Source organism: Pseudomonas sp. S3_B11, from assembly GCF_054667715.1.
This window is the reverse complement of the sequence record NZ_CP162749.1, coordinates 971,409-988,068: the sequence shown is the minus strand read 5'-3', so window position 1 is coordinate 988,068 and position 16,660 is coordinate 971,409. Positions and strand designations below refer to the sequence as shown.

Annotated in this window: 18 protein-coding genes; 5 read left to right on the top strand and 13 right to left on the bottom strand. The window is 59.2% G+C overall.

All coding sequences use genetic code 11. From position 1 onward, the window contains the following. The first annotated feature begins 13 nt into the window (after window positions 1–13). Window positions 14–283 carry a DUF3613 domain-containing protein gene (locus AB4O22_RS04630; RefSeq protein ID WP_013694011.1) on the top strand — a complete coding sequence of 90 codons (270 nt, stop codon included), beginning with the start codon at window positions 14–16 and terminating at the stop codon, window positions 281–283. Between the two features lie 826 nt (window positions 284–1,109). Here AB4O22_RS04630 and AB4O22_RS04625 read toward each other — a convergent pair. The 12 genes from AB4O22_RS04625 to AB4O22_RS04570 all read right to left on the bottom strand — a co-directional run bounded on the left by AB4O22_RS04625 (window position 1,110) and on the right by AB4O22_RS04570 (window position 11,362). Then, the gene (locus AB4O22_RS04625) at window positions 1,110–2,075 is read right to left on the bottom strand and encodes a type II secretion system F family protein (RefSeq protein WP_003204320.1); all 966 of its coding nucleotides are present in this window, start codon (window positions 2,073–2,075) and stop codon (window positions 1,110–1,112) included. 27 nt (window positions 2,076–2,102) lie between these two features. Next, window positions 2,103–3,089 carry a type II secretion system F family protein gene (locus tag AB4O22_RS04620; RefSeq protein WP_003204322.1) on the bottom strand — a complete coding sequence of 329 codons (987 nt, stop codon included), beginning with the start codon at window positions 3,087–3,089 and terminating at the stop codon, window positions 2,103–2,105. Beyond that, window positions 3,086–4,528, bottom strand: coding sequence for a CpaF family protein (locus AB4O22_RS04615; protein WP_003204324.1), 1,443 nt, complete (start codon window positions 4,526–4,528; stop codon window positions 3,086–3,088). Before AB4O22_RS04615 ends, AB4O22_RS04620 begins: the two co-directional genes overlap by 4 nt. 3 nt (window positions 4,529–4,531) lie before the next feature. Continuing rightward, entirely contained in the window at window positions 4,532–5,752 is a 1,221-nt protein-coding gene (locus AB4O22_RS04610) for an AAA family ATPase (protein WP_003204325.1), read from the bottom strand. Next, entirely contained in the window at window positions 5,746–6,240 is a 495-nt protein-coding gene (locus tag AB4O22_RS04605) for a TadE family protein (RefSeq protein ID WP_013694016.1), read from the bottom strand. The genes AB4O22_RS04610 and AB4O22_RS04605 overlap by 7 nt, the downstream gene beginning before the upstream one ends. Then, window positions 6,240–6,719, bottom strand: a complete 480-nt coding sequence (locus AB4O22_RS04600; protein WP_003204330.1) for a TadE/TadG family type IV pilus assembly protein — start codon at window positions 6,717–6,719, stop codon at window positions 6,240–6,242. The genes AB4O22_RS04605 and AB4O22_RS04600 overlap by 1 nt, the downstream gene beginning before the upstream one ends. Before the next feature lie 8 nt (window positions 6,720–6,727). Next, complete coding sequence (locus AB4O22_RS04595) at window positions 6,728–8,044, bottom strand: pilus assembly protein TadG-related protein (protein ID WP_027911502.1); 1,317 nt, start codon at window positions 8,042–8,044, stop codon at window positions 6,728–6,730. Between the two features lie 70 nt (window positions 8,045–8,114). Next, window positions 8,115–8,930 carry a Flp pilus assembly protein CpaB gene (gene cpaB / locus AB4O22_RS04590; RefSeq protein WP_003204334.1) on the bottom strand — a complete coding sequence of 272 codons (816 nt, stop codon included), beginning with the start codon at window positions 8,928–8,930 and terminating at the stop codon, window positions 8,115–8,117. A 15-nt stretch (window positions 8,931–8,945) separates the two neighbouring features. Continuing rightward, the gene (locus AB4O22_RS04585) at window positions 8,946–10,274 is read right to left on the bottom strand and encodes a P-loop NTPase family protein (protein WP_003204336.1); all 1,329 of its coding nucleotides are present in this window, start codon (window positions 10,272–10,274) and stop codon (window positions 8,946–8,948) included. Between the two features lie 2 nt (window positions 10,275–10,276). Then, entirely contained in the window at window positions 10,277–10,807 is a 531-nt protein-coding gene (locus AB4O22_RS04580; RefSeq protein ID WP_003204338.1) for an A24 family peptidase, read from the bottom strand. 26 nt (window positions 10,808–10,833) lie between these two features. Further along, window positions 10,834–11,025, bottom strand: a complete 192-nt coding sequence (locus AB4O22_RS04575; RefSeq protein WP_003204340.1) for a Flp family type IVb pilin — start codon at window positions 11,023–11,025, stop codon at window positions 10,834–10,836. Between the two features lie 145 nt (window positions 11,026–11,170). Beyond that, on the bottom strand, window positions 11,171–11,362 hold the full coding sequence (locus AB4O22_RS04570) for a Flp family type IVb pilin (protein ID WP_003204342.1): 192 nt from the start codon (window positions 11,360–11,362) through the stop codon (window positions 11,171–11,173). Window positions 11,363–11,674: 312 nt separating this feature from the next. On the opposite strand from AB4O22_RS04570, the gene AB4O22_RS04565 reads away from it, so the two are divergent. Further along, window positions 11,675–12,544: a response regulator transcription factor gene (locus AB4O22_RS04565; protein ID WP_003204344.1), complete on the top strand. Its 870-nt coding sequence runs from the start codon at window positions 11,675–11,677 to the stop codon at window positions 12,542–12,544. A 47-nt stretch (window positions 12,545–12,591) separates the two neighbouring features. Here the strand turns inward: AB4O22_RS04565 and AB4O22_RS04560 are convergent, their stop codons facing one another. Next, window positions 12,592–13,023: an Lrp/AsnC family transcriptional regulator gene (locus AB4O22_RS04560; protein WP_003204346.1), complete on the bottom strand. Its 432-nt coding sequence runs from the start codon at window positions 13,021–13,023 to the stop codon at window positions 12,592–12,594. A gap of 188 nt (window positions 13,024–13,211) precedes the next feature. Here AB4O22_RS04560 and AB4O22_RS04555 point away from each other — a divergent pair, with 188 nt between their 5' ends. From AB4O22_RS04555 to AB4O22_RS04545, 3 genes are all read left to right on the top strand, one after another. Beyond that, a complete protein-coding gene (locus tag AB4O22_RS04555) occupies window positions 13,212–13,925 on the top strand; it encodes a YczE/YyaS/YitT family protein (protein ID WP_013694020.1) in 714 nt (237 codons plus the stop codon). Window positions 13,926–14,027: 102 nt separating this feature from the next. Continuing rightward, window positions 14,028–15,512 carry an AmmeMemoRadiSam system radical SAM enzyme gene (gene amrS, locus AB4O22_RS04550; protein WP_027911508.1) on the top strand — a complete coding sequence of 495 codons (1,485 nt, stop codon included), beginning with the start codon at window positions 14,028–14,030 and terminating at the stop codon, window positions 15,510–15,512. Continuing rightward, a complete protein-coding gene (locus AB4O22_RS04545; protein WP_027911509.1) occupies window positions 15,509–16,654 on the top strand; it encodes a PLP-dependent transferase in 1,146 nt (381 codons plus the stop codon). The genes amrS and AB4O22_RS04545 overlap by 4 nt, the downstream gene beginning before the upstream one ends. Window positions 16,655–16,660: the final 6 nt, after the last annotated feature.

The following is a 16,660-nucleotide window of genomic DNA, read 5'->3' as shown; positions in this document are numbered from 1 at the left end:
AGGAGTCCAAGAAATGATGACCAAACAATTGATGATCGCCTGCATGGTGAGCCTTTCCAGCAGCGCCTGGGCCATTGACCCAGGCCCCTCTTCGCCCGCACAGCAAGGCACCGAGAGCTGGATGCAACTGCAGATTCGCGGCGTGGTGGCCTCCACCAACCTGCAAACCGCCTCGGCCGCCGAACGCGAGATGGCCATGCAGCGTTGGCTCAACAGCTTCAACTATCCGATCCCGGAATTCTTTGACCAGGACTCGGCAGGAGAAATCACCAGCAGCAAATGAAGCATGCTGGAAACGCAAAGACCGCAGCCCTCGACAGCGCCTACATTTGATCCGATGTAGGAACTGCCGGGGGCTGCGGTCTTTTGGCTGACCGCCGGAAATACCTGGGGCCCCCAACACTCATGCAACTGACCCACTGCTATCGCGAGCAGGCTCGCTCCCACAATGGACCTGGGGTGAACACAAGACTCATGGACACCCAAGATCACCTGTGGGAGCGAGCTTGCTCGCGAAGCGGCCTTCATCTCCAACATCCATGCAAACTGACCCACCGCTTTCGCGAGCAGGCTCGCTCCCACAATGGGATCGGGGTACGACCGGGAGAGCCAGGTCGGCTGTCAGGCCGCCTCGCGAGCAAGCTTTGCTCCCACAGGTCCTGCTCAAACAGAGCTGATGGGTGTACGACCGGGAGAGCCAGGTCGGCTACTAGGCCGCCTCGGGGTGGACGTTGATCTCGGGCGCCCCGTTAACCACGATCGCCGAACGTAGGCATTGCGTAGTGGGCATCCCGGCATGGATGCCGGGATAGCCGCGGCCATGGATGGCCCTTCGCGGCGGCCCACGGAGCAATGCCGGAGAGAGGGCACACCGAGCCTAGGCGAGGTGCCGAGTGGTGGGGCAAGAGCGTTTTGCTTACTTTTGACTGGGCCGGCTTCCGGGCTTCTCAAAAGTGAGCCGCCGTCAGGGCGGAACCCTAAGCAGCCGTTACCGCAGGAATGGATATGTACCCGGCCCCCGGTCAACAAGAGCAAGGCCAGCCGTCAGGCCGCCATCGCGAGCAAGCTCGCTCCCACAATGGGACTGTGGTGAACATAAGACCACCGATCTACATATTCCCGAAAGCCCTGAACACACCGATCATGGCCGGACCAATGGCAACCAGGAAGAAGCTCGGCCACAGGCAGAAAATCAGCGGAAAGATCAGCTTGGTGCCAATCTTGGCCCCCATTTCTTCCGCAGCCTGGGTACGCCGGTCACGAAACTCATCGGCGTAGATCCGCAGGGTATCGGCCACGCTGGTACCGAAACGGATACTCTGCGCCAGCAGGCTGACCAAACCCTGGATATCCTCCAGTCCGGTACGCACGGCCAGTTGCTTGAGCGCTTCGGTGCTGGTGATGCCCGCCCGGATCTGCGCATTGACCAGCGCCAGCTCCTCGGCCAGTTCAACCTGGCTGACCGACATCTCTTCGGCCACCCGCTCGATCGTCGTGGGCAGGGCCAGGCCCGACTCGACGCAAACCACCATCAAGTCCAGTGCATCCGGGAACGCGGCACGCAGCCGGCCTTGCCGTGCCTGCTTGCGTTTGCCGACGTAGATCGCCGGCAGCAACCAGCCAATGCCCGCCACGAGGGTCACCGCCAGCAGGCCGATGGCCACTGAAACCTTGACCATCGGCAGCAGCAACAACGCAACGCCAACCATCAACAACGGCAACATCAGGCGCACCGCCCAATACATCTGCACCGCCGAGGCAGACCGGTAACCGGCATGGGTCAGCAAGGTCTGGGTGGCGGACGTGTGGGCCTGATCGGTCGAGGCAAAGCGCTGACCAACCCGTTCCAGCAAGAGCTGCAGGTTACTGGGCGCCTCCTGTCCCACAGTGTTGCCCGCGTAACCGCGCTTGATCAGCGCCAGGCGCCGCTGCACCGGATCCTGCAGGCCCAGCATCAATAGCATGAGCGCGACGACCGCCAACACCGTACTGACGCCGACCACGGTGACGAACAACAGGCGTGCCAGCTCTTCGTTGCCGGTAAACCGACTCAACAATCCGAGCAAAAAGTCCATGACTCAAACCTCTCGGCGCAACAGCGCTTATACCTGGATCCGGATGATTTTTTTTATCCAGAAAATCCCGATCAACATGGCGCAGAACGCGCCGATGATCAGCTTGTGCCCTATGGGGTCATTGATCAGCACCGGCATGTAGCTAGGGCTGGTGAGTACGATGGCGATCGCCAGCACGAACGGGATCGCCACCAGCACCCAGGCCGACATGCGCCCTTCCGCCGACAGCGTCCTGATCTTGCGCTGGAAACGGAAACGCCCGCGAATCAAGCGACTCAGGCGCTCCAGCACTTCGGTCAGGTTGCCGCCGGTCTCGCGGTGGATCAGGATCGAGGTCACCAGCATCATCACCGTCATGCTCGGCATGCGCTCCAGCAGGCCGAGCATGGCCCGGCGCACATCGTTGCCATAGTTGATGTCGGAAAACGTCATGCCGAACTCCTGGGCGACCGGCCCCTTGTGCTCCTCGGCGACCAGACGCAGGGTTTCGTTGAACGGATGCCCGGCACGCAAGGCCCGGCACATGGCGTCCAGTGCATCTGGCAAACCTTCCTCGAACGCGGCGAAACGCTTGTTGCGGTCACGCAGGATTTTCAGCACCGGCAGCCAGGTCAGCGCAAATGCCGCCAGCAGCGCCAGCCACCAGACCTGCGAGAGCATCAGTACCAAGGCACCGGCCGCCCCCCCCAGGATCAGACCGAGCAGCATCACCCGATAAGCCCGGTACTCGTGCCCGGCCTGCTCGATCAGTTGGGTCAGGTTGGCCATGAACGGCAGCTGTTCCAGGCGGGCTTCCAAGGGGGACAGGCGCGTCAGGTATTTCTGCCGCAACACGGTCTGCATGTTGGGCAAGTGGTTGGCCTTCTCCAGCACATGCAGGCGCCCGCGAATGCGCTTGCGCATTTTCCCGGCCTCGCCGAACACCGGCACTACCACGCCTTGGGACAGCAGGAACACGGCGATGAATACCATGCCAAGGAAAATCAGAATGAACTCACTGGGGATATTGCTCATGACGTGCGGCCCTCCATCCACTCAGGGCGAAACAGGGCCAGCGGTAATTCGATGCCGCGCTTGGCGAGCACATCGCGGAAGGCCGGGATCATGCCACTGGGCCGATACTCCCCAAGCACCTCGCCGTGCTCGCCGATGCCCTGGCGCACGAAGGAGAAAATCTCGGTCATGGTGATGATCTCCCCTTCCATCCCGTTGATCTCTTGCATGCTCACCACGCGTCGCTTGCCGTCTTCTTGACGCTCCAGTTGGATCACTACACCGATGGCCGAGGCAATTTGTTGACGCATGGCCTTGATCGGAAACGTCGCCCCGGTCATCGACACCATGTTCTCGATTCGCCCCAACGCATCCCGTGCGGTGTTGGCGTGAATGGTGGTCAGGGAGCCGTCGTGGCCGGTGTTCATCGCCGTGAGCATGTCCAGCGCCTCGGCGCCGCGCACCTCGCCAATGACAATGCGGTCCGGACGCATCCGCAGGCTGTTGCGCACCAACTCCCGCTGGCTCACCTCGCCGCGTCCCTCGATGTTCGAAGGGCGGGTTTCCAGGCGTACCACGTGGGGTTGCTGCAGTTGCAACTCGGCCGAATCCTCGATGGTGACGATGCGTTCGTTGTGGGGAATGAAACTGGACAGCACGTTGAGCATGGTGGTCTTGCCGCTGCCGGTCCCGCCGGAGATCAGCACGTTCAGGCGCCCGCGAACGATGGCCTTGAGCAGCAAGGCAATGGCCGGGGTCATGGTGCCGACCTGGATCAGGCTGTCGGTGTTGAGCAGGTCCACGGCGAAGCGCCGGATCGACATGCTCGGACCGTCGATGGCCAGCGGTGGAATGATCGCGTTGACCCGCGAACCGTCCTTGAGCCGGGCGTCCACCAAGGGCGAGGACTCGTCGATACGTCGCCCCAAGCTGGAAACGATGCGGTCGATGATGTTCAGCAAATGCTGGTCATCGCGAAAACGCACGTCGGTGCGCTGCAGCTTGCCGAAGCGCTCGACATAGACCGAGGCAAACCCGTTGACCAGGATGTCGGACACGCTATGGTCGGCCAACAGCGGTTCCAGCGGCCCGAGGCCGAGCACTTCGTCGGTGATCTGCTTGATGATCAGCTGACGGCTGACGGTACTCACCGGTGCCGAATGTTCCTCGAGCAGACGCTGGCAGATATCGCGTATCTGCCGCGCGGCCTCGACTTGTTCCAGGGCATCGAGCAACGACAGGTCCATGACCTTGAGCAATTGCTGGTAGATCTTTTCCCGCCACTCGGCCTCCACCGGCGTGACCTGGCTGCGGGTTTCGTACAGCACGTCAGGGATGGCCTGCTCCCAGGCCATCAACGCGGCTGTCGGGTCCGGCTGGCCGTCGCCGGGCTGGGCGTCGGCTGAAGCGCCAGGTTTGATGGGCTGTTTGCGCAAGCGGTTACGAAAGTCGCTGATCATGGGTCATCCCCCGAAAAAACGGTTGAAGGCACGTTTAAGCAGGCCCTTGTCTGTGGCCATCTGGTGACCGACCAGGTCTTCGGTCAAATCGCGCAGGGCGGCGGTGATTGCCGCCTTCGGCGCATGCAGCCCCAACGGCACGCCAGTGTTCTGACTCTGGCTGACCAGGTTGAAGTCATTGGGCAATTTCGACAGGTTCGTGCAACGCAGGGCCTCGCCGATGTCCTTGAGGCTGACGGCGGCGTTTTTGTCATAGCGGTTGATCACGATCTGCAACTGATCCCCGCGCACGCCCAGGTCTTCGCGAAGGATGCGCACCAGGGCACTGGCGTCGCGCAGGTGGCTGACACTCTGTTGCACCACCACGTACACCCGGTCCACCTGTTCCAGCACCGAACCGGTGAGGTGATCGATCTGCCGCGGCAGGTCCACCACCACCCAGTCATAACTGGCGCGGGCCAGTTGCAACAGGGCGTCGAGCTGTTCCGGTTGGGCGTCCTGGGGCAGGCACAATTCGCCAGCCCGGCCACCCAGTACGTGCAGGGTCGGGCTGAAGTGGCTGCAAAAACCCCGCAGCGCGACGCTGTCCATGTCATCGATCTGCTGCAGCACTTCCAGATGGCTGTGGGACTGCGCCACGTCCAGGTAATGGGTCACGCTGCCAAATTGCAGGTCCATGTCCAGCAGCAAGGTATTGCCTGCCCGGGCGCTGAGCTGCTGGGCCAGGTTGCAGGCCACCAGGGTTCCGCCGGAGCCGCCCTTGGCGCTGATCACGGCGACCAGCTTGCCCTCGTTGCCACTGCCCAGGCGCACATCCGCGACCAGGCGATTCAACGCCGCCACCAATTCGGTATCGGCAATGGGTTCGGGCAGCACGTCCCGGGCGCCGGCCTGCATTGCCAGGCGCATGCCCTCCTGCTCACCCAAAGGGCCACACACCAGCATCGGCGGACGTTCATGGGCCGGACGTTGCAGCAACGCCGACAGTTCTTCACGCCACAGGTGGCTGACGCGTAGCAGCAGCAGGTCGGGCATGCGGTCCAGGCCGTAGAGCGGGTCGACATGGCCGTTGCTGACCAGGCGCGTGCTCACTTCAAGGCCAGGCATGCGCTGGCAGACGCATTGCAGGTCGCGCAGGGACGTGGCATCGCGACTGCTGATCAGTATCCGCAGCCCGGCTCTGCCAGTCGCGGTCGAAAGCGGAGTTTCCCTGGTGTTCAGCATGGTGTGATCTCCCCGGAATCGGAATGACGCCCAAGGCTTTCGCGTGGCAAGGTTGCCCGGAACGTGGGCAAGGTGATGGGCACGCCTAAGCCGGGAATGAACAGGTTGAAAACGAAGTTCTGCACGCTCAGCCGGACATAGCGGATGGCACGAAACCCTGTGGCGCTGGACGTGTCGCCGGGGTTCGCCACCACGGCGCCATCGACGTCCAGGTAGGTCAGCGCCAGGTTCGTGGTCGCCAGGCTGCTGATCAGTTGACTGGTCCCGGCGTCCGTTGCGGCGTTGAAGATGGCCCGGCGCAACACCACCGGGTCGCTGATGTTGCACACCGCCGCCAGACGCGCACCGCGCCGTGCGGCTTCATCCAGGGCGTTGACGGTGAAATACAACCGGCCCATTTCCAGCACCCCGAACAGCAGGGTGAACACCAGCAGGCCAACGAAGGCGAACTCCACGACGTACGTGCCGCGCATGTGCTTATTGTTCATCAGAGCGCCCTCATGACGGTGGTCGCCACCAACTGGATGCCCAGCGGAATGGCGTTGCCAAAAAAACCGGGGATCGACCCATTGCAACTGCCCGCACCAATCACCGGGCAGAAGGTGTAGGTAATGGTGACGCGCACATGATCAATGCCCACGGCGGCGACCTGCACGTTAGCCGTGGTCAACCCGGACACCACGGCGGTTCCAGTAGCGCTGGGCACGCCATACACCGCGACGTTTTTCGTCTGGGTCAGGAGCGTGCCGCCCAAGGCGACGGCGCCGAGGGTGGAGTTCCACGCCTGGCTGGCGACGAAGCGGTCGGCATCGCGGCTGGCCTGCAACAGCACGTTGTACTGGTAGAGCATGCGACCGAACTCGCCGAAGGCCAGCAGCAACAACAGCAGCAACGGCAGCACCAGGGTGAACTCCACCAGCGCCACGCCTTGCTGGGCTTGCGCTGGTTTGAAATGAGAAAGTCCCATGACGCCTCCTACGAGTCGGTGCTCGGCGTGCCGCTGCCGTTGAGATAGGTTTTGTAGAGCTGGATGATTTGCGGGCCAGCGTCGTTGGACGGCGTCGGGCCAGGGACGTTGTCACCCTCGCATTCATGGACGAACTGGCCGAATATCTGCGCCTGGGTGCCACCGCCGCTCATGGGCTGCACGACGAAATAGCAGCCGAACCCCAGAACAGGAATAGAAGTCGAGCCCCCTTGTTTGCCGGTGCAGTTGCCCACTACGATTTTCAGCATCCGGCGCTCGAACACCCCGTTGCTCTGGCAGCCACTGCCGCTTCCCGCCACACACGCGGCGACCTGGGTCCGCCAGTCGTTGTAGTCCTGTATCTCCTCGCCGCCCGCCGAAAGATCGCCACTACTTGAAACAACCGGCTTGCCCTTGTATTGCGCCTGTGAGAGCGCATCGTTGTAGGTCATCGCCGGTGAGCTCGAAGCGGTGATCAGATCCGGCGGATAGTCGGACGCACTGACCGGGCCGTTGTAGATGCCGAAGCGTGTATTCAGTCCCTGGGACGCCGGGCCGACGGTATTACCTGGGGACGTCTGGACGTTGTCTCCAACGGCACGGCAGACCGAGCCGCCACCCGCCAGATCCTCACGAACCGAACTGCCGCCGGAGCCGAAATCGAGCAATTGAAAGTTGCCCGGTCCGATCGGTGAGGTATTGCCCGCCGCCGTCTTCAAGACCACCAGGTCGCCAAAGTGGTAGCTCCAGAAGTTACCCGCGGCGGGGTCATATTGGCTGGCGTCGCCACAGACCATCAGGGGTGCCACATCGCAAGGTGAAGTGGGACTGGGCCCGGCGGTGGCGATCGCCGCCACGGCTTTGCCACCCAAGCCGCCGCTGCCCATCGACTGGACGAAACTCCAGAAAAAACCGTTGAGTTGATAGTTGGCAACCGACACCCGCACGTACTTGGCGTCCGTGGGGCCGGGGTAAGAGAAAGGGCCATAGACACTGCTGGACAATTCCACCGCCGCAAAAGCACCCGGATTGCCGGCGACGGCGGTGGCCAGTTCGGCGTTGCCCACGGCGCTGGCATTTCTGCTCAAGGTATCCAAGGCTGCGGCGCGCGTCGTGCTGGCCATGTTCATGCCGCCCGTCACCTGGCTCAACGTCTTGGCGCCGCCCAGAGCCGCGGCATCCACGGCATTTTGCAAACGGGTCTTGTTCAGCAGCATGTGCCCGCCATCCAGGGCCAAGGCCGCCATCATGGCAATCGCCGCCAACGCTATCACCATCAAAACACTCACCGCCCCTCCCTGGCGCCGGATATTGGCATTCATCATCGAGCCCTCATTACAACGTTTGAGGATCGGCATCGCCACGACCTTTAACGGCCTGGCATGGAGGCATCACTCAGCGGACATTGATCACGCTGCTTTCAACCCCGCGGATCAACGTGATCGCCCCGCCTTGCGGCTTGGCACTGCGCTGCATCACAGGTTTTGGCATTGGGGCCGCCGCCATCGCCATGACCGGCGCAGGGGCTGGCGGCGCAACGGCCACGGCTTTTTTCTCCAGGTTCAACGGATTGCGCAAGGCCAATTGCAGCTTGCCTTCGGTCTGCGCGGTGACCAGCAATTCCGCTTCGGTGGCCGACATTTCCAGCGTCACGGCCCGCACCACTACCGGTTGGGTCTTGTCCGTGCCGGCGGTCTGGTCTACCGCCAGCACCCGCAGGTTTTCCAGGAGGGTCCGGGACGTCGCGCTGTTGCTGCCGGCGTTGGTGGTCTTGGTCGCCAACACGTCGACCCGGTTGCCTGGCAGCAGGAACCCGCCGACACCGACCACATCATCCACACGCACCGATATGGCCCGCTTGTCCGGTGCGATCAGCGAAGCCAGGGTGCTGCCGCCCAAGTGCTCGCTCAGACGCGCACCCCGCACGATGTCGCCGCGCAGGATGTCGAAGGTGGCGATCTTGCCCACGGCCTGCTCGCTGGAATCGAAGGCGTCGTCCGGGATCGTGTCCATGGGCATGCGCACGGTCGTGACTTGCTGGGCCTCGACCATTTGCCCAAAGGGGATTTCCACCGTAGCGACCACCACGCTTCGCAAGTGATCGTCGGGGGTCGCGTTGAGTCGCGCGCTCAACCAGGAGTCAGCCATCCATGCGGCACCAAGGCCCATTACCAGGGAAATGCCTATCAGCGGAAGCGTACGAGAGCTCATGTCGGTATCTCCAGATCAAAGGAAGTCGAGCTGAACGAAGTAGTTGTGCCAGGCCCATTCCAGCTCTTGCGGCGACAGGGGGCCGGAACCGCCCAGGTAACGCTGACGGTCGAGCGCCATGTTCAACAGGTCACGGGGATGGCAAGGCACCAGCGGCATGCCTTCGGCTGCATACAACCGCTGCAGGACATAGCGCACCAACAGCGGGTCATAAGGAATGCCCAGGCGTTCGCACTCCTGGCGCCAGATTTGTTCGTATTCCTCGGGCTTGAGGTAGCCGAACTGCACCTTGTAGCCAATGCGCCGCAGGAAGGCCTCGTCGGCCAATTCGAGGGGATTGAGGTTGGTGGAAAACACCAGCACCAGGTCGAACGGTAATTCGCAATGCCGGCCGCCGCCCAGGTTGATGAAGTCGCGCTTCTCCTCCATGGGCACGATCCAGCGATTGAGCAATTCGGCCGGGGCCATGCGCTGGCGGCCCATGTCATCGATGATGAACAGGCCATTGCTGGCCTTGAGCTGCAACGCCGCCTGGTATTGCCGGGTGAATGGGTCGTAGCGCACGTCCAGCTGTTCCATGTTCAGCTCGCCGCCGGTGATGACGATCGGGCGTTTGCAGCACAGCAGCCGGCGGTCGATGCCTTCGTTGAGCATCAGGTTGTTCGATTGGCCGTTGTCATCCAGGCGCTGGTGCACCTGCGGATCGTAGATCTCGATCACCGACTCGTTGATGACAATGGCATGGGGCACCCAGATCGCCTCGGCGAACAGCCGGATCAATCGGCTGCTGACGTAGGTTTTGCCCGTGCCCGCCGGGCCGTAGATCATAATTGCCCGCCCGGAATTCAGGGCGACGCCCAACTGGTCGAGCATGCCTTGGCTCAACACCATGCCTGCCAGGGCGTGATTCATGTCCTTGGCGGTAATGCGGCCATGGTGAATGGTCTGGATCTTGATCAGCGAGCGATAGGTGCTCACCGGGAACGGGGCCGCGCCGATGTAGCCGCTACGGGCCAGGGCGTCACGCGCCGAACTGCGGCCGCGCTCGGTCAGGCCATAACGCAGCGTCTGTCCACCCGATTGCCCCAACTGGCCCAGCACTTCGACGCGACCGTCCTTGCGCAGGAACGCCAGGACTTCTTCCAGCACCGCGCCGGTTAGCGCCAGGCGCTCCACCAGCCGCGACATGTCCAACACACCGGCATCGTGCAGATGTTTGCACACCAGCTCGCCGAGAAAACTGTCGGTCAGCCCCGTGTCGCGAATCGAGCTCGGCTGCGGCGCCAACCGCTGTACTGCTTCCCGTTCGCTGGGGTAGGCATCGCTATCGTTAATGACGTGCATGACTAGACTCCCCAGCCACCGGCAACCAGCTGCCAGTAAACGCTGTTCAAAGTGCCGATCAGGATCGCAATCGAGTAAGGAAAAGGTTTGCCGGCCACTTCATCCGACCCAGGCGCCAGATACGCCTGCGCACGGACGCTCAACCAGTAGCGCTGCAGGGTCTGGAGCAGTTGGCCGCGAGCCAGGACGATCAGGAAACCGCACACACCGCCGGCGATCAGGCTGAACAGCGCCGCCCACAGTGCGTAATGAAAGGGCAGGAAGCTGCCGACCATGGTCATCAGCTTGACGTCACCGGCAGCCATGCCACCGACGGCGTACATGGGCAGGAACAGCGCGAAACAGATCAGCATGCCCAACAGGCTGTCGCCGAGCCCGCCAATCCCGTCTGTATAAATCTGGCTGGCCAATCCCAAGGCCAGGCCCAACAGCACCAGCGTGTTGGGGATGCGGTGGCGAAGCAGATCGCTCACCACCGCCACACCCAGTAGTCCTAGCAGCAATACCGTCGACATCAGCAATTCCATGGACATGATGCGTCTCCATCGTGCGGTTGGAGTTAGCAGGCAGAGCCTTTTACCGCGGCGCAGAGCGCAGTGATCCGATCATTCACCGCACCGCCCAGCAGAACAAACATCGCGGCAACCGCCACCGTAATCAGCCCACCGGCCACGGCATATTCCACAATGGTCAGGCCGTCTTCATCATCGATAAACTTAACTATCGAAGTTCTGAGTCTTTGAACTTTCATGTCATTTACCTCACTTCAACGGTCATAAAACCGGCTGATAAAGAACAATGCGAAGCCCATTGAGCAAATACTTCGAAGCTTTATCAGGCAATGCTGAAACCGGCGCCTCGATGGGCTTCATCCCATTCCCGAAAGGGAGCGGTTGTCAGCAGGCAGAGCCCTTGACCGCGGCGCAGAGTGCGGTAATCCGGGTGTTCACGGCGCTGCCCAGCAAGACGAACATCGCCGCCACAGCCACCGTGATCAACCCACCGGCCACGGCGTATTCCACAATGGTCAGGCCGTCTTCATCTTTGGCGAACTTCAGTACCGAAGCCTTGATAGTTTGAAGAGTCATTTCGCACACCTCATCGGGGTTGTTTTTCAAAGAGGCAGTACATTGCGAACTGCCTGATGCAACCCTAGTCAGCAGGTGGTCATAGCCGTTAGGAGGATTTTGCACATCGCTAGGATTTTTTTGCGGGAATGGAAAATGACTCGAATCGGGGAAATCCATCCCGTGCGGCAGCACAAGCGGGTGCTTGCAAGCGGCGCATGGCGGGGACGGCGCTAAAAGATCGGTTTTTTATAAAAAATTATTCGGCGAAGTGATAGCACTGTGACAATACTGCTAGCTAAAGGGCAGAAAGAACCTCTGGGTAGTCGTCCTATGGCGCCAAGTCTGACTGAAAAACCAAAGCTGTTATGGTTCGATCTGACTCACGATCGGTCCACCAAGGAACTCGTCTCCCAGTTCCAGGACACCTGCGACTGCACGCTGGCAAAGAACGCCATGCTGCCCGGCGGGGAACAGGTCGACATGATCTGCATCCACTTCGATCGCCCGGACACGCCGGGCCTGCGGCGCCTGTTGGAGATCAAGCGGACCGTTCCTGCCACCCCCATCACCATGTTCACCGTGCAGCACTCCGAAGAACTGGCGGTGTGGGCCATGCGCTCCAGCGTCTGGGAATACATGGTGGTGCCCTTGTCTACCGCCGAGAGAAAGCGCTACCTGACGGCCGTGGTGCAACTGTGCGAACTGCGTCGCAATACCAATGGCCGGGGCAAGACCTCGCAGATCGACCACTCCCCGACCCTGCCGGACAGTATCCGCCTGACCTCCGGGCACCAGAAACACCAGGCTCTCAGCCACATCATGCTGTACATCGACCAGCATTTTCGCGAAAGCATCGATCAGCGCGATCTGGCCAAGCGCTGCGGCATGACCACATTTCGCTTCAGCCGGGTGTTCAAGGAAGCCAACGGGCTCGGCTTCACCGACTATGTGCTGAACAAACGCATGAGCTTTGCCAAGGAACTGCTCGATAACAGCCAGATGCCCATCACCAGCATCGGCTACGAGGCAGGCTTCAAGGACCCGTCCTACTTCGCCCGCGCCTTCAAGCAATACGCCAGTTGCACCCCCAGTGAGTACCGTCTTGCGTACCAGATGCGCAGCGCAAACCCTGCACCGCCACCTCCGGATGAGGCGGCTCTGGAAGCGATTGAAAACCTGGTGCACAGCCTTGAGAGGTGAGCCATGTTTGTTCAGCAAAGTACGTAGTCAGTGCGCAGCACCCAGGCTCATGGGGCGAGCTTTCTTCTCTCGATAGGAATGGACAGAACAATGCTGGTACGCGTCTCTCCGTACGCGTTGATTTTCGCAATGATGTCCTCGATCTCAGCCATGGATCTGGCGTAGATCCGGATCAGATAGGAGTCGTTTCCGGTGATGTGCAGGCACTCTACGACTTCGGGTATGTCGGTGAGCGTTGCTATTAATTTGGACTTCGCCGGCTTGAGAGTGGTGATGCCGACGACAGCTGATATGCCGTACCCCAGTTTGGTTGGATCTAACTGAGCGCAATAGCCCTTGATCACCCCTGAGTCTTCAAGTTTACGCAACCTGTCATTGGTGGCAGGAATAGAAAGACCTGCGTGCTTGGAAAGCTCTGTGATGGAAATGCGACCACAGTCCTGTACCTTACCCAGGATTTTGACGTCTATACGATCCATGTGCGTTTTCCCCGGTTAAAAGTATAAATTTTAATGAAAAGCCCGCGTTTTTCATTAAAAAAAGCATGCACCAAAATAAAGCATAGCGCTAGTCTATTTCCAGCCTGAAAGCCTGAGGGCAATCAATAGCCCTGCGCTTTAGCGTGACGCACTCATAATAAAATATTCTCTCCAGGGATGGTGTTCGCATGGAAGATGAAAAGATAAAGTGTGGAAAAAAGTCATACTCTTTCACCCAGCACATTGGCACGCAAGTGCTAAATCTGCGGCGCTTCAAGAAGGACCAGATCCTGATGTACTTGATGGGTGTCGGTCTCTTTTCGCTGGGCGCCAAGTGCTTCATCATCAGTCAACTGGGTACCGACCCACTAGACGTCTTGATCATCTCGATCGATAAAATACTTATGCTGGGCATGGGCATCTGTTCGGCTATCGTGTCCCTCTTCTTCCTGACATGGTGGATGCTCTGGAATAGAAAATACCCGCCGATAAGCCCCTTTATTACAACAACACTGACCGGTCTTTTGATTGATCTCTGGTCATGGCTGGGGCTCGGAGAGTATTTGATCGCGAGAATGAATGAGTACACGTTATTGGCGACAGGGCTGATGTTATGTGCCTATTCCTCCGCGTTGATCATCATGAGCGGTATTGGAATCAGAATCATGGACCTCGTGGTACTGACCATGGTTTCCAAGTGGGGCTGGTCATTCACCAAAGCCAAAATGATCATTGAAATCGGCATCTTTTCGAGCGGCTGGCTTTTAGGCGGCCCGTTCGGCGTGGGAACGATTGCATTCCTGTTAGTGATCGGCCCGCTTATCCAACCCTTCATGAACATGAATGCCAAGCGCTTTTCACTCAAGAACCATGGATTGATTCGCGCTTCATCCGCCTACTAATACCCATAAAGATGATTGCCATTCATGGCGGCAGGATTGTTTCGCCTCGACTTTTTCAACCGATGATATTGACAGCAACTTCCGTGATGAGGAGTGAGAAAGATGGACACTACAAAAAATAAAAACTGGACCTTGGAAAGCAGCCCGGCAAAACTGGAAGAAATACTCCCAGGGGGCGTCGTCAAGTGTCATCTTTCCCCGCGAAACTGTGTCATACAGGAGGGCAAGGTAGGTTTTTGCAAAGTGCGCGGAAACCGTGGCGGCAGACTCGTTACATTGAACTACGGCAAAGGCGTTCACAGTACGGAAGAAACGATTGAGACCGAAGCCGTTTTCCACTTTGCGCCTGGAGAGCGGATCCTGTCGCTGGGCAATATCGGCTGCATGCTCAACTGCGGTTATTGCCACAACTGGAAGACCTCGCAAGCCAAGTACGTCACCGACAAAGACGTTTACTACTACACCCCTGAACAAGTTGTGGAAACCGCACTCAAGCACGGAATACGCGTCATTTCCTGGACGTATAACGATCCCGTTGTCTGGCATGAATTCATCCTCGACACGGCAAAGCTGGCCAAGGAAGCGGGCCTGATCAACCTGTATAAATCGGCGTTCTTTATCAGTGAAGAAGCCATCGATGAATTATTGCCGGTCATCGATATTTTCTCGATTTCGTTGAAATCCATTTCCCCGGAATACTACCGCAAGGTCACGACCGGCTGGGTAGAACCGGTCCTCGCGGGCATCAAGAAGGTCTATGACGCCGGCAAATATGTCGAGGTCAGCACCTTGATGGTGACCGACATCAGCGACGACGAGGAAACGGCCCGGAAAATCAGCCAGTGGGTATTGGATGAGCTGGGCCCGAATGTGCCGCTGCACTTCGTCAGGTTCCACCCCGATTACAAAATGAGCAACAGCATCCGTACCCCTGTAGACCGGCTGCTGAAGGCTCGGGACGTTGCTCGCAGCATGGGCGTTGAGCATGTCTACCTGGGCAACGTGAATGATGTCGAGGGAACCAACACCAGTTGCAACAACTGTAACGCCCTGCTCGTCACCCGCTACGGCTTGAACGCTGAAATCATCGGGCTGGACAGCAAGGGTTGCTGCTCTCAATGCGGGCACGATGCGCATTTCAAATTACTGGGCGAACACCAGGCGAACGCTCCAGTCGAGCTGCGAGAGGACGCGCTGAGCGCTTACGAGAAACGCAAGTTCGAGTGGCATGGGGATATCGTGTCGCTGCACGCCCAAGTGCTGAATACCGAAGATTTCGAACAGACCGTCTACCTGCGGCGCAACTATACGGACGGGCACAACAGCGATTGGAAATCACTGACGCTGCGGCCGCATGAAAGCTATCGATTCATTATTGCCAAGGCACGCATCGATGAAACCGGTCCTGAGGTCTGGCTCCCCAACGGAGTGAACTCGAACCTTCATGAAGTATTCGACAGGGCTCACTTCCCCACGGAGTCGATTGAAGAGATTGGTATTTCGCAAAACGACATTACCCCGACCATTGGTTACGAGGGCAAGCAGAACATGTATGAACAGGTCATCAAACTGGTCAGCCAAGCATGAAAGTGTCCACTGAAATACTTCATATCAAGGTCGATGACCGGGACGCGCGTCCTTCGGTCACGCCTATTTATCAGTGCAGCGCCTTCAGCGCCGACTCGGCCTTCTTCTACTCAAGGAAGGCCAATCCCAATGTGACCGAATTGGAACAGGTTGTCGCGTCCCTGGAGGGCAGCGAATATGCCCTGGCCTACAGCACCGGGATGAGCGCCATCTACATGGTGTTGGAACTGTTGAAACCGGGTGCTTCGCTGGTCATCAACAAATACATCTATGGCTGCTCTTATAAATTGTTCCAACGCTATGCGGCACGCATCGGCGCACACCTGACGATTCTGGATCTCACCACACAAGATGGGTTGAATGCCTTGCCGGCGAACGTCGACATGGTCATTTTCGAAACACCGACCAACCCCTTCCTGAAAGACATCGATATTCATGCGGTCAGCCGGGCCGTCAAGCAAAACAACCCGCAAGCACTGGTGGTGGTTGACAACACCTGGGCCACGCCGATATTTCAGAAGCCGTTGAATTTTGGCGCCGACATTTCACTGTACAGCGCAACCAAATACTTCTCCGGGCATAGCGATGTCATGGGCGGCCTGGTTCTGGTCAACAGTGAAATGATTTACAACCGCCTGCTTGAGGGTCGCTTTTATTCAGGCACGATATTAACGCCCCATAGCGCATGGTTGCTTCGCAGAAGCATGCAGACGTTCAACCTGCGCATGGAAAAGCACAGCCAGACGACAGCAAGCATGCTCAACTATCTGCGCGAGCTGCCTTTTATTGAGCATGTCTATTACCCACGCGTCGATGGCAAACAACTGACCGGTTATGGCGGCATTGTGTTTGTTGATATTCGGCCCGACCTGGTTCCCTTCTACAAAACGTTCACCAGCACGCTCCAATGGTTTGGCACGGGCACTGGAATGGCCTGCGTGACGTCGATGGTTGCCCAGCCCTTCAGTGGCAGCCATGCCTCGATGACGGATCAGGAAAAAGCGGACATGGGCATCGAGAAAGGCCTGGTTCGATTGTGCTTCGGCCTGGAGGACCTGGATGACCTCAAGGACGACCTGCTGCAGGCATTCGAAGCCATGGAGAGGCAGGTCGATCAAGAACGCTCACTCGATCCTGCGTAGCGGGTG